Annotated in this window: 9 protein-coding genes; 3 read left to right on the top strand and 6 right to left on the bottom strand. The window is 52.4% G+C overall.

Going from position 1 to position 13,495, the window contains the following annotated elements; all coding sequences use genetic code 11:
- Positions 1–31: 31 nt before the first annotated feature.
- From DHf2319_RS01025 to DHf2319_RS01005, 5 genes are all read right to left on the bottom strand, one after another.
- Entirely contained in the window at positions 32–1,351 is a 1,320-nt protein-coding gene (locus DHf2319_RS01025) for a DEAD/DEAH box helicase (protein WP_243478958.1), read from the bottom strand.
- Positions 1,352–1,515: 164 nt separating this feature from the next.
- Entirely contained in the window at positions 1,516–2,931 is a 1,416-nt protein-coding gene (locus DHf2319_RS01020; RefSeq protein ID WP_243478957.1) for a GTPase/DUF3482 domain-containing protein, read from the bottom strand.
- Positions 2,918–4,303 carry a DUF2868 domain-containing protein gene (locus DHf2319_RS01015; RefSeq protein WP_243478956.1) on the bottom strand — a complete coding sequence of 462 codons (1,386 nt, stop codon included), beginning with the start codon at positions 4,301–4,303 and terminating at the stop codon, positions 2,918–2,920. Before DHf2319_RS01015 ends, DHf2319_RS01020 begins: the two co-directional genes overlap by 14 nt.
- Positions 4,304–4,410: 107 nt before the next feature.
- A complete protein-coding gene (locus tag DHf2319_RS01010; protein WP_243478955.1) occupies positions 4,411–5,376 on the bottom strand; it encodes an alpha-E domain-containing protein in 966 nt (321 codons plus the stop codon).
- Between the two features lie 2 nt (positions 5,377–5,378).
- Positions 5,379–6,836, bottom strand: a complete 1,458-nt coding sequence (locus DHf2319_RS01005) for a circularly permuted type 2 ATP-grasp protein (RefSeq protein WP_243479957.1) — start codon at positions 6,834–6,836, stop codon at positions 5,379–5,381.
- Between the two features lie 295 nt (positions 6,837–7,131).
- On the opposite strand from DHf2319_RS01005, the gene DHf2319_RS01000 reads away from it, so the two are divergent.
- Both DHf2319_RS01000 and DHf2319_RS00995 read left to right on the top strand, forming a co-directional pair.
- Entirely contained in the window at positions 7,132–9,636 is a 2,505-nt protein-coding gene (locus DHf2319_RS01000) for a circularly permuted type 2 ATP-grasp protein (protein ID WP_243478954.1), read from the top strand.
- On the top strand, positions 9,633–10,529 hold the full coding sequence (locus DHf2319_RS00995) for a transglutaminase family protein (protein WP_243478953.1): 897 nt from the start codon (positions 9,633–9,635) through the stop codon (positions 10,527–10,529). Before DHf2319_RS01000 ends, DHf2319_RS00995 begins: the two co-directional genes overlap by 4 nt.
- On the opposite strand, the gene aceK is transcribed toward DHf2319_RS00995, so the two are convergent.
- Positions 10,522–12,333 (bottom strand): bifunctional isocitrate dehydrogenase kinase/phosphatase, encoded by a 1,812-nt coding sequence (aceK, locus tag DHf2319_RS00990; protein ID WP_243478952.1) that lies wholly within the window; start codon positions 12,331–12,333, stop codon positions 10,522–10,524. The two genes, DHf2319_RS00995 and aceK, sit on opposite strands and share 8 nt — an antisense overlap.
- A gap of 98 nt (positions 12,334–12,431) precedes the next feature.
- Between aceK and DHf2319_RS00985 the strand changes: the two genes are divergently transcribed.
- Positions 12,432–13,490: an MBL fold metallo-hydrolase gene (locus tag DHf2319_RS00985; RefSeq protein ID WP_243478951.1), complete on the top strand. Its 1,059-nt coding sequence runs from the start codon at positions 12,432–12,434 to the stop codon at positions 13,488–13,490.
- Positions 13,491–13,495 lie beyond the last annotated feature (5 nt).

The raw sequence follows: 13,495 nt of genomic DNA, 5'->3' as shown, positions 1-13,495 counted from the left end.
CCCTGTTTGCCGCCCGCTAAAGCGTGGTAGTTTAACGGCTCACACTGGCGCGCGCCGGTGAGTTTGCTGCTCGTCTGCGGCCCCGCCCAGCACTGGCACCAGGTGTTTGACTTGCCGAGCGCGCGCGCGACCTGTCGGACTGAGCGTTGCGAGGCCGGTTCGAGACGGGCCTAGGTGGGCGGGGTAATTCTGGCTCTGCACGACGAACCCAACCCGTTGGTGCAGGCTTTTGTTCAATTGTCTGTTTGGTCAGTCGCTCAATGGCTTTGAGATATTTGACTTCGTCTTGATCGACTAGCGATAGGGCGCAACCAGCCGCACCCGCCCGACCCGTGCGTCCGATACGGTGAACATAATCCTCTGGCACATTGGGCAACTCAAAGTTCACCACCTGGGGCAACTGATCAATGTCCAAACCTCGTGCGGCGATATCGGTAGCCACCAAGACACTGACCTTGCCAGTCTTAAATCCCTCTAGCGCCCGTGTACGTGCCGCCTGGCTTTTATTGCCATGAATGGCAGCTGCTTGTAGCCCGTCTTTGACCAACCGTTCAGCCAGGCGATTGGCTCCGTGCTTGGTTCGCGTAAACACCAGCACCTGATGCCAACCGCTTTCACGAATGATGTGGCTCAGCACATCTCGTTTATCGGACTGCGGTACGAGATGAACCGTTTGTTCGACACGCTGGGCAGTGGTGTTGGGTGGATTGACCGAAACTTCAACAGGGTTACGTAAAACACCGCGTGCCAACTGGCGTATGTCATCCGAAAACGTTGCGGAAAACAATAAGTTTTGACGGTTGGATGGCAACAAGGCGAGAATTTTTCGAATGTCCCGGATAAAGCCCATGTCTAGCATGCGGTCAGCTTCATCGAGCACTAGCACACTGATATCAGACAGGCTCAATGTCTTTTGTGAAAGGTGGTCAAGCAATCGACCGGGGGTGGCCACCAGAATGTCGACTGGTTTTTTTAATGCGGTGATTTGCGGGTTGATATTGACGCCACCAAACATGACCATCGAGCTAATTCGAGTGTGGCGTCCATAAGTCCTTACTGACTCTTGAACTTGAGCGGCAAGCTCGCGCGTGGGGGTGAGAATCAAAACTTTGGGTCGGCCTGGCACGGGTTTGCTGGCACCAGCCGCTAACAACTGCTGCAGAATTGGCAATGTAAAGCCGGCGGTTTTACCGGTCCCGGTCTGAGCAGCTGCCATCAGGTCGTGGCCAGCGAGCACCTCGGGAATGGCTTTGGCCTGAATAGGGGTGGGGTGTGTGTAGCCCTCTTGTTCAATCGCTTGCAAAAGAGGTTGTGCCAACCGAAGGTCAGCAAAAGAATTCGTTGTAGACAATTAAATGACTCCGTTGCCACGCGAGCCGTTTTGTTAACGACTCCAATCATCGCGCGCGCATCAGGAAAAACGCCCGTCCGGGGTGCTGTTAAGGCATGGGACTGCAGCGGTGAGCCAAGGTTAGCTCCGAGGCGTCAGGTGGACTGGAACAATCTGACGAGTGCTCAGTGTAACCCATCTGAGGTCAGCGGCTCGAGTGTACGTGCCCGCGAAAGTATCTGAGCAATGTCCGTCTGAATCTCAGCACGCGATACGGTTGCCCCAAAAAATTGCTTTACCTGATGTGTAAACGTCTGCTCTCTGACCCGGTCACAACAGGCGAGCAGGGCGGCGTGGTCAAACTCGGGGCTCGTTTGCGCATCAGCAATAACCACCGGTCGTTGGCTGGCATGTCCTCGTTGCTCGAGCGCCGCCACTAACCGGATATTTCGCGTGGCTAGCGCCAGCAGCACTGCGCGGGCAACCACCAGATCACGCTCACCCATCACGCTAGCCTTAATGCTTTTGCCCCAACGATCTATGCCTTGCCAGGCTGACCCCGCTGCCGCACCAATCAATGTCCCTGTCCCAAGTGATAATCCGGCACTCAAAACATCGACTGCCGCCCCAGCAACTGCGCCCACGGCCGCCCCTTTGCCAATATCCAGGCCGAGCTCTTTGAGCGTGCGCTGAGAAAACAGATCGGCTTGCCACTGACCTTTAGCCCAGCCTTGCGTGGGTGGTAGATAGTCTTCTTGGCTGAACTGGTAGAGACTTAAAAGCTGCTCTACAAAGGTCTGTTCAAGATCTCGCACGTGTTGCTGTTGGCGGTCAACGGCCTCATCAATCTGCGTAGCTTCGTTCTTGACTGATGAATGTACAGCCGCGACGTCTAGGCACAGGGCAGACAACAAATCTATTGCTGCTTTCACTCTTGCACGTCGCTTCAAAACGGATTGCTCAGCCAAGGCTTGAAGCAATGGCTTATGCTCACCAAGTAATTGACCTAGCGTTTCATACATCATCTGCTCACCATTAATCGGTGGGCTGATACTGTCAAAAGCAAGATGAATGTGCATGCCGTGGCGCGCAAACACCTGAATCCAAGGCTGCGGGTTGGCGTGTGGGCTAGCCACAAAATTCAGCACCGGCAAGACCGGTCGGGCGCAACACTGTAACAAGTAGAGCTCATCGCGATGCTTGGCTAGCACTTGATCGCGGGCGTCGACCACATAGAGCATGGCATCGCTGTGGACGACCTGTTCCAATACACGCCACTCCTGTTCGAACTCAAGCTTGGATTGCTGATCCTGCAAAAACTGATTAACCCGATCAAGTCCATCTAGCCTACCTTGCCCGGATGTCAAGCCATCAATCCAATCTCGTAACGACACACTATCCTCAAGTCCTGGCGTGTCATACCAAACCAGCACCGTTTGCTGCTCAAGCAAGACCGGCAATGAACAAACCTGACGCGTTGTGCCGGGCGCATTATCAACCACACCAAAAGCACGATCTCTGCTCAGCGTTCTCAGCAAAGAGGTTTTACCGGTATTGGTATGACCAACCACAGCAATGTGTAGTGGATTACTCAGGTGCATGATTGGTTAATCCCTTAAGCCAACGGGTCTGAGCAGCAAAATCTCCTTTCTGCATGGGCACATTAATTTCACTGAGCTGTTTTTCCCATGATGCAACTCTGGCGCGCTCATCATCAGAGTGCAGCAAATAAACTTCCGTATGAACCGCGCGTGAACCGAAGGCTAGTATCGTACGCATCATCCCGCGATCTGGTGTTTGACGGGCATCTGCAATCAGCAGCAATCGATGTGGTTTTAATTCAAGCAGGCGTTGCTCGGTTTGCTTTCTCGAAACGTAATCATCGACCGGTGGCAACAAAACCGTATCAACTGGCATCTGAGCATGCAGTTGTGTTGGCAAGTCAGTCTCAAGAACGGCGACTACCGATGGTGATAATGCCTGATCGGACTCTATGCCAACAAGCCGTTGCCGCACCATCACCGGTCCTGGGGGTGCATCGACGCCATAGACTCGGGCTAGTTGTTCTAGCTTATGTTGAATCTGCAATGCATATGCATCATGCGCGTCAATTCGGTATCTGGCATTCGCTCTTTGCAGCAAGAACAAACTGAGCATTGCCAAAACTAATCTTGGAATCCAGCCAAAGACAAGCAAAGCTCCAACCAACCAATTGGCCCAGGCTAATCGCACGGCTGGATCATCAACTGGGATATTGCCGCTCATACGAATGTCAGCCGCAGTGGGCATCGCAAAACCAAACTGTGCGGGTAAGGTACCCACTGTGCGCGCGAACTGAACGAATACATCTTCAGATAACCAGGTGGTTTGCCAAACAAACGTATAGTGCCGCAAACTAAAGGCTAATAAGAGCGACACCAACATGCCCGACAAAACCCAGAACCAGGCAGTGTGGGTAATGAAAGCCAACCACCACTGATGTGTCCGGGCACGCGCTGCCATTCGTAGCCAGGCACGCCAGGCAATCGCGGTGTCACCTTTGCGCAGGAATTTGCCTGCAAGCCATTCAAGCCAATGTCCAAGCCAACCTCCCGAGCCAGCGCGTATGACAAACATTAGCAACCAGACCAACAGCATGGTCGTGGGTAGCAGCAGTAGCGCCCCGATCGCCCAAATCACATTAACTGGCTGCGTACCATCGCCCAAGCTTGCCAAGCCAGCACTCGCACCTGTCAAAAAGCTGATTACCCAAACTGCCAACAGGATAATTCGCATCACTCGCCTGGTATCGGACAATGACCGATTCAGGCTAGCTGAACGCGTAAGCGCCAAAGCCCGGGTTAAGAGCTGTTTTTCAATGGGCGGCCCGGTTTCAATGGCACGCAGATTGGCATGGCCATCATCAAGCCGATTGCCATCGTGCTCGTGCAACCGAACGATTTCGTAACACCATGCTTGATCGAATTTGTTCATGCCCCGATTGTAGAAGCACGAGCACTCTGCATCGGGGTCAACCGGGCAAATAAACGCGAACCGTTGCTGAAATTGGACGAAGCAATTTAGGTGTTAATCCGCTTGCCTCATGCTGATTTGATTGATGGCTGTAGCGGAACCAGAAAATGCTCGCTGATGTCTAGCGCCAGTTGATTGATTTTTACTAAAAATTGCCCCAGAAAGTCATGCATGCCCTCATCGAAGATTTCTTCAATCTCCATATCCCGAAAACGTGCCAACAATGCACGCGCATCATGCTCGGCCCTCGCTGAGCTCGCGTTTCTTAGTCGGGTCAGGAGCTCGACAATTTGCTCCAGGCAAGCCACCAGTGAGCGCGGGTTGCGACGGCTCAATATCATCAGATCTGCCACCCGCTCTGGCGTAATCGCATTGCGATACATCATTCGGTAGTTCTCAAATGCCGACAATGAGCGCAGGATCGCAGCCCAGTAGTAGAAATCCTCCACATGCTCCAGATCTGCGTCCATGTATTGGGATGCCGCCAGAAATTTCACGTCCAGCAGGCGCGCGACATTATCTGCTCGTTCGATAAAAATACCCAGGGTAATAAAGTGAAACGCTTCATCCCGCATCATCGTTCCGATATGCACGCCTCGCGATTGATTGGAACGCAGCTTGACCCATTCGAAAAAATCCATCGGCGCTATCTTCAGCACACCTTGACTGATCTGACGCTGCGCATCTAGCCAGGTGGCATTAACCGTTTCCCACAGGTCCGTGGTCATGGCGCCGCGCACGGCACGCGCGTTTTCTCGGGCAGCTCGCAGACAGCTCATGATTGAGGATGGGTTATCCATATCTTGCGTCATGTACGACAAGACATTGGCCGGTGTGACCTCTCTATACTTCTGATCAAATGAGTTTGTCAGTTCCGAGATCTCCAGCATCGCCCTCCAGGCAGCTTGGGCGGCCTGCTCGGATTGCGGCAATAGCGACATCTGCCAACTCACATCGAGCATGCGTGCAGTATTTTCTGCTCGTTCGGTGTAGCGAGACATCCAGTACAAATGGTCTGCTGTTCGTGACAACATGGTTATCGCCCTCCACGTCCTGTTGATTGCAACACCCATGTATCTTTCGTACCACCACCTTGCGAGGAATTCACCACCAGTGAACCCTCCTTAAGTGCCACTCTGGTCAACCCGCCGGGTACCATTCGAACTTCCTTGCCAGACAGCACAAATGGTCTCAGATCAATATGTCTTGGGGCGATGCCAGCATCGACAAATGTTGGACATGTCGAGAGCGACAAAGTCGGCTGTGCAATGTAGTTATCTGGTCTGGCAAGTAATTGCTGACGGAAACTCTCGATTTCGGCGCGAGTGGCCGCAGGACCAATCAACATGCCATAGCCGCCCGCACCATGCACTTCCTTAACGACTAACTGCTCTAGATTAGCCAAGACATACGAAAGCTCATCGGGCTTGCGACAAAGGTAAGTGGGTACGTTATTTAGGATAGGCTCTTCAGACAGATAAAACCGTATCATCTCTGGCACATAAGGGTAAATCGACTTGTCATCTGCAACGCCTGTCCCCACAGCATTACATATAACAACATTGCCAGCGCGATAAGCCCGCATTAATCCCGCCGGCCCCAGAACAGAGTCAGCTCTGAAAGTCTCTGGATCCAGAAAATCATCATCGACCCGCCGGTAAATGACATCAACACGCCGCGGACCCTGTGTTGTGCGCAAGTACACCACATCATCGTCATCCACAAACATATCTTGGCCTTCAACTAATTCCACCCCCATTTGTTGCGCTAAAAACGCATGCTCAAAATAGGCCGAGTTGTACATGCCTGGCGTTAAGACGACTACATTGCTGTAGTGCTGTGTGGGTGGGGACACCTGCTGCAGGGCTGTTAGCAACAAATCGGGATAGTGTTCGACTGGCGCGATGCGATGTGCACTGAACAAGTCGGGGAACAACCGCATCATCATTTTGCGGTTCTCTATCATGTAAGAGACGCCCGATGGCACTCGAAGGTTATCTTCAAGCACAAAGAACTCCCCTTCTTGTTGCCCGTGATTAGCCCGTACCAGATCAATGCCTGCGATATGGGCATAAATATCTAGCGATACTTTTACCCCTGTCATGGCAGCACGGTACTGAGTATTTCCGAGCACTTGCTCGGGCGGAATCACGCCCGCCTTCAGGATCTTTTGCTCGTGATAGACATCGCGTAAAAACAGGTTCAATGCCTGAACACGTTGCTGCAGGCCTTGTTGCAGTTTGACCCATTCGTGTTCCGGAAAAACTCTCGGAACAATGTCAAAGGGGATGGTTCTCTCCGTTCCATCGTCATCGCCATAAACAGCGAAAGTGATGCCCACCCGCCGAAAAAGCAACTCAGCCTCTTCATGTCTAGCTTGCAGGCTCTGAAGGGTCTGCTGTGCAAGCCACCGCTGCACTTGTAGATAGTGTTCGCGAGCCACGCCCCGACAAAAGTCTGGTGGCTCACCCGACACCGAAAGTGCCTGCAGCATTTCATCGTAGGTATTCGGTTTTACTTGATTCACTATCTTTCACCGCTAAAAAGAGCTGCCTTGATTGGATTTGCCTTCTGTTCACAGCAAATCTCGTGCCATATGGTCAGTATGGGGCCAGCTTGGCACGCGAATTGCTCATGTTTGCCACGACATGATGCATTGACCGCAAGGCAGTCTTCTCTATGCACCAAGATGGGCGTTAGCGCCCCATTTGGGCGCATTGGTTTTCGGCGGTGCTGGATTTGTCGATACACTTTCAAGGCTTTCCAAAGAAACCATTCTGAATTGATTCATGAGCTCATCTGCCCAAACTGACGACACAGCAACACCGCAGACTCAACAACACCTTGGTGACTGGCTATCCTCGCTTTGTCGTCAGATAGCGCCAGCCAAACCCGGGCACTTTGATGAGATGCGATCTTCGCCAGATGCGATGCGCGAGCCCTGGTTGTCTTTGTTCACCAAGCTTGGCGCAGACGGCGTCGCACATCTGGCGCAGTCAGCTGACAACGTCAACCAGGTCATTTCACAAAATGGCATTTCCTACAACGTATTCGTTGACCGGGAAGATCAGGTAAGGCCCTGGTCTTTAAATCCTCTGCCGATGGTGATCGATGCCGATCAATGGCGTCACATCGAAGCATCGCTGGCTCAACGCGCTAAGCTTTTAAACAGCATTGTTCACGACGTTTACCAGAAAGGCGATCTGCTGGCAGCTGCCTATCTACCCAGTGCACTGGTGTTAGGCAACCCTGGCTATCTGCACGCCATGCGAAACGTAAAAGTGCCTGATGATATCTATCTTCATGTGATTGCCTTCGACCTCGCACGTGATGAGCAGGGCGGCTGGTGGGTCATTGGGCAACGGACACAGTCACCCTCGGGGCTTGGCTACGTTCTAGAGAATCGTCTAATTATTTCGCGTCTGTTTCCCCAAGCCTACCGTGAGATGCGTGTGCAACACCTAGCCAAGAGCTACCGTAGACTTTTGGCTGGTCTTGAGGCGCAAGCTCAGCCTTTGGCCAACGGAACACCTCGGTTTGCGTTTCTGACTGCCGGCCCATACAGCGAGACTTATTTCGAGCATGCCTACCTTGCGCGATACCTTGGCATTCCATTAGTCGAAGGACCCGATCTGACTGTACGCAATAACGAAGTGTTCCTGAAAACAGTTCAGGGACTGCAACGTATCCATGGTTTGATGCGTCGGCTTGATGATGACTTCTGCGATCCGCTAGAGCTGCGTGCCGATTCCGCACTTGGCATTCCTGGGTTGTTGCAATCAATTCGAGCTGGCAAGGTTGTGATGGCCAATGCATTGGGAACAGGGTTTCTTGAATCACCAGCAATACAGGGGTTTTTGCCCGCTATTTCGGAGCACCTTTTAGGTGAGCCACTACTGATGCCATCACTGCATACCTGGTGGTGTGGGGAAACCGCCGCATGGAAAGATGTCAGTCCAAGGCTGCACAGCCAAGTGATCAAACCCACCTTTGCCAACCGCCAGTCAACCAACTTCGAACCTGCCATTGCCAGCCTGCTAGATGAGTCTGCCCGAAATCATTGGCGCGCGCGAATTGAGCGGCAGCCCGACATCTACACCACGCAAACCTACTTACCGTTTTCTCAAGTGCCAATCTTTAATGGCCAGCACATAGAGCCGAGAACAGCCATGATGCGCTTTTATGCCCTGATTGGCCCGGACAAACAATGGCATGTCATGCCTGGCGGCATGACTCGCGTAGCAGCCCTTGACCCCCACATTGTGTCCATTCGCAGTGGCGGCAGTACATTGGATACTTGGATCATCTCAAACGAAGAAGTAGACAACTTTTCGATGCTACCTAGCCACACATCAGCCAAGCGTTGGCACACCGATAACGAGCTTGTGTCTAGTCGCTCAGCAGAAAATCTGTTCTGGCTAGGGCGATACACCGAACGCGCTGAAGCGATGGTTCGATTGGCACGCGAGATCCTGATGCTGCTTTCGACCAACCGGGTCGCGAGTCTGTCAACGCTAAACGATGCCGTCACACAACTGGCACGCTCCCAAAGCCTGGTTCGCTTCGATGGACCCTCCATGTCCGATGCGCCAGCTGTGTTTGGTGATGAGGTCATCAGCCGCCTGCGGCAATCTGGGTGTGGTGGCTTGATGGATGTTGTACAGGCGATGCTAAATGCCATGCGGTCAGTGCGTGACCGCTTACCTGCCGAGCACGTAGAGATCCCCACCAAAATCAAGGCGATGCTAATCGCTCCGCGCTCTGGCAATGACATGATGCAGGTGCTCGATGCGGTCGAGCTACCTCTGGCAGCCCTCGTGGGGTATCAGCTTGATCGTATGACGAAGGATATTGGCTGGCGGATGCTGGCAGTCGGACGCTTGCTTGAGCGACTCATCAATCAATCGCAAATGATTAACCAATTCTTTGAATCGGCAGCTGTCTACACCGAGCAAGGGTTTGATTCGTTGCTAACACTATTTGACAGCGGCATTACGTATCGAACTCGCTATCAAAGACAACAGGAAATCCTGGCATTGCTGGATTTGCTCGTGCTTGATAAAACAAATCCGCGTGCCCTGCATGCCGTGATTAGTGGCCTTGCCGAACACATGGCACATCTGCCAGATAGTGGGCAGATTAGCGCCAAATTGTCGAGTCTGACAATAACGCCTGAGACGACGCTCGATATTCTGGCGCAAGTCAAAGACATTACCCTGACTGGCTTGGCGTTATCAGACGAAATCGGGCATCAGTTCTTTGCCCACGTTAACGAACAGCGATTTGCATCATGACTAGCTGCCTTAGCATCGAACACTCGACCCAATATCAATATGGTCAGGACGTAATTCTTGCCCAACATCTCGGTTATCTGCGCCCGCAAAACACGGTTTGGCAGACCGTGACTGATTATCAACTCGTTGTGACACCGACTCCCGACGAAATGCAAACCGAGACCGATGCCTTTGGCAATCATCGTGTGTTCTTTGCTTTGACTCATCCGCATCGAGCACTCGATGTCCATTGCAGAAGCACCGTTGAGGTTCGTCGGCGCTATGGCGACCTAACGCTGTCGGAAACACCCGCTTGGGAACTGGTTCGCGACTCAATGGTGTACTCACTTGAACAACCTTTCGTCGCCGCGTCTGAGTTCGTCTGGCCTAGCCCCTACGTTGCTTGGTTAGCTTCGCTAAAAGAATATGCTTTGCCGTCTTTTACTCGCAACCGCCCAATTGGCTTGGCAGCCATGGAGTTGTGTGAGCGCATCTTTCATGACTTTACTTATGAAAGCGGCTCGACCGAAGTGCACACCCCGCTGGAAGTGGCGTTCAATCATCGTAAAGGCGTATGTCAGGACTTTGCACACATCATGATTGGGTGTCTGCGAACACTGGGGCTATCCGCTAAATATGTCAGTGGCTACCTGCTCACCAAACCACCACCAGGACAAGAGCGCCTACGCGGCGCTGACGCCACCCATGCCTGGGTCAACGTCTATTGTCCGAATGCTGCCGGCAACTGGTTGGCGCTTGATCCAACCAATGCCACCATCGCTGATCTTGACCATGTCTGCCTGGCTGAAGGTCGTGATTTTGGGGACATCTCACCATTGCGGGGCATTATTCGAGGTGGAGGACATCATGAGCTGAGCATCGCCGTCACTGTCGAGCCCACCCCACTCAGGTAACCGTTGTAGGCCGCAACTGCTTATCAGACGCATAAGGTCTTGGATCCTGAAATACGCCTCTAGCAACCTGTTCGCGGCAGCCTTGCCACCACTGAGGGCTTAACAATTCGTGGTGAGCGTGACGAAAAACCGTACGGATTTCTGCATTGCCTAGCAAGAAAGTCGCGAACTCTTCTGGAAATACGTCATTGGGTCCCACCGCATACCATGGCTCACTGGCCATCTCGGCTTCTTCATTCGGTGCGGGAGGAATGGCGCGAAAGTTCATTTCCGTCATCGGCTGTATCTCATCGTAGTCGTAAAAAACAACCCGACCGAGTCTGGTAACACCAAAGTTTTTGTACAGCATGTCACCCGGAAAAATATTGGCAGCCGCGAGCTCTCGGATCGCATCACCGTAATCTACAATCGCCTTGTGCCGCAGTGCTTCCGGTGCATCGACCAAATACAAATTAAGCGGCGTCATGCGGCGTTCAATATACAGGTGCTTTAAGACCAATAAATCACCGCGGATTTCCACCTGGCTTGGTGCCACGCGTTCAAGCTCTGCAATAAGTGCGTCAGAAAAGCGCTGCCTGGGCAAAGCCACTTGCGAATACTCCCAAGTGTCAGCCATTCGTCCAATACGGTCATGCAACTTGACCATCTGATATTTCGCTCGAACGGTGGCCGGTGTCATGCCCTCCTTGGAAATTTTGTCCTTGATCAACTTAAAGACGTAAGGGTAAGAGGGCAATGTAAACACGCTCATGACTAACCCGGGGATGCCTGGCGCGAGATCGAACTGGTCATGCGAATGCGCGAGGTGCTGCAGAAAGTCGCGATAAAAAAGCGTCTTGCCCTGCTTTTGCAGGCCGACCATGGTGTAGATCTCTGCCTTGGCTTTACGCGGAATCAATGAGGCCACAAATTCAACATATGCCGCCGGGACCTCCATATCGACCAAAAAGTAAGCCCGTGTAAAGCTAAAGATGGTGCTCAAATCGGCATCATCGGCCAACAGCGCATCAACCTCAACCTGACCAGCCACATTACGCACCAACGGAATCACGAAAGGATATAAGGTTCCCTGATTAATGAGTCGACCAACGACGTAGGCAGTTTTATTTCGATAGAAAAGACTACCGAGCACATGCAACTGGCAATCGCTGGCCAGCCGATGACCACTGGTTCTTTCAATCCGTTTGGCAAGCTTGCGACAACCCATGCGCGCCAACAGACGAACATCGCGTGGCAAATTAGCAAACCCACACGCTAATCCAAAGTCAGCAAACATTTGCGTCAACGAACGACGCAAGCCATCTCGAGTCGGATAGTAGGCGCGATAGACTGGCCGCTTACTATCCAGATAGTCTGTAGCAACTGCAGGCCGAACAAACAAAAAATCATTGTGGAAATAATCGCGATGCAAAGCTCTACAGGTGACTGAGTTGTAAAAAGTTTCAGCGCACTCCGGCTGCTGGTGGTCCGAGAGCAGTGTCACAAAACTTTGCCGTACCGCCTGCCAAAACTGCTGTTGCTCCGTGCTCATAACAGGGTCCTGACTACCAGCCTGACGGGCAAGTACGGGATTTAATTTAGCCAGGCACTCGCGCACGCGCCGATCATAGTATTCAATTCGTTCTCGCGAGAGTTTTTGAATACCAAGCCAGTCACCTGATTCAAATAAAGACTTGGCACGTTGGGCTCCGTAGCGAAACAACGAATAGTGACGATCAAAACCCGCCAAAATCATGCGAGCAACCTCGGCAGGATCTAGCTTTACTGGCTTGGGCTCCACAACTAGCGTGTCGGATGTTTGCATAAACAGTCAACCATCAATGATGAAGTGGCGATCCGTCATTTCTAGTCGTATGATGGATCAACGTTTAAATCAAAAATTTCAATCTAGAGACAAACCAGATGAACCCTCAGGAACACAAACTAATCTACCCACTAGAGAACTCTATGCCTGAACCGGGCAGCAGCATTGAAATCGGTCCGGGCGTGCACTGGATTCGAATGCCATTGCCGTTTGCCCTTGATCATATCAATCTCTGGTTAGTTCGGGACCGCATCGAGGGTACCGATGGCTGGACAATCATTGACTGTGGCATCACACGTGATGAGGTCAAAGCGCTTTGGGAGTCTTTATTTGACAACGTGCTTGACGGCTTGCCGGTGCTTCGGGTTGTGGTAACCCATATGCATCCGGATCATATTGGACTGGCTCATTGGCTGTGCGAGCGCTGGCAAGCACCCCTGTGGATGAGCATGACTGACTACATGACGGCTCGTCTATGGTCTAGCGGCAGCAGCAGCAGCGCCGCCGGCGGAGAGGGTGCATATCGACATTTCCACGCCCATGGCATGCGCGACCCAGAGTCGCTCGAGCAAATTCGGGGCCGGTCTTCATATTACAAAGGCATGGTACCTGCAGTGCCTGATCAGTTCATTCGATTAATGGATGGTGACACCCTTGAAATCGGAGGATCTGACTGGTCCGTCATTTCGGGCTACGGGCATGCGCCAGAACATTTGTCGTTGTTTTGTGCAGAAAAAAATCTCTTGATATCTGGTGACATGGTTCTGCCGAGGATTTCCACCAACGTTAGCGTGCAAAACCTTGAGCCGCTTGGCAACCCCTTGCCGTTGTACCTGAAGTCCCTCGATAAATACGCGGGTCTGCCACAGGACACACTGGTGCTGCCGTCACACGGAAAGCCTTTTGTGGGTCTACACGAACGTATCGCCCAACAACACCAACACCATCAGGAACGACTCGATGAGGTCTTGCAAGCCTGTGATACCCCGAAATCGACATTTGACATCGTTCCCGTGCTCTTTAAACGCAAGCTCGATTTACACCAGATGACTTTTGCCATGGGCGAGGCTATTGCGCACCTGCATGCCCTTTACTTTGAAGGCAAACTTAAACGCCAGGTCCAGGAAGATGGGCTCATTGAGTTCGTTCGGGCCTGAAAAAT

The sequence above is a fragment of the Orrella daihaiensis genome (assembly GCF_022811525.1).
Classification (GTDB): Bacteria; Pseudomonadota; Gammaproteobacteria; order Burkholderiales; family Burkholderiaceae_B; genus Algicoccus; species Algicoccus daihaiensis.
The sequence above is the reverse complement of the archived record's forward strand: the minus strand, read 5'-3'. Positions and strand labels throughout refer to the sequence as shown.

Coding starts and splice junctions, on each gene's coding strand:
- DHf2319_RS01020 (WP_243478957.1), bottom strand. CDS start 2,931: ATGCACCTGAGTAATCCACTACACATTGCTGTGGTTGGTCATACCAAT.
- DHf2319_RS01015 (WP_243478956.1), bottom strand. CDS start 4,303: ATGAACAAATTCGATCAAGCATGGTGTTACGAAATCGTTCGGTTGCAC.
- DHf2319_RS01010 (WP_243478955.1), bottom strand. CDS start 5,376: ATGTTGTCACGAACAGCAGACCATTTGTACTGGATGTCTCGCTACACC.
- DHf2319_RS01005 (WP_243479957.1), bottom strand. CDS start 6,836: ATGCTGCAGGCACTTTCGGTGTCGGGTGAGCCACCAGACTTTTGTCGG.
- DHf2319_RS01000 (WP_243478954.1), top strand. CDS start 7,132: ATGAGCTCATCTGCCCAAACTGACGACACAGCAACACCGCAGACTCAA.
- DHf2319_RS00995 (WP_243478953.1), top strand. CDS start 9,633: ATGACTAGCTGCCTTAGCATCGAACACTCGACCCAATATCAATATGGT.
- aceK (WP_243478952.1), bottom strand. CDS start 12,333: ATGCAAACATCCGACACGCTAGTTGTGGAGCCCAAGCCAGTAAAGCTA.
- DHf2319_RS00985 (WP_243478951.1), top strand. CDS start 12,432: ATGAACCCTCAGGAACACAAACTAATCTACCCACTAGAGAACTCTATG.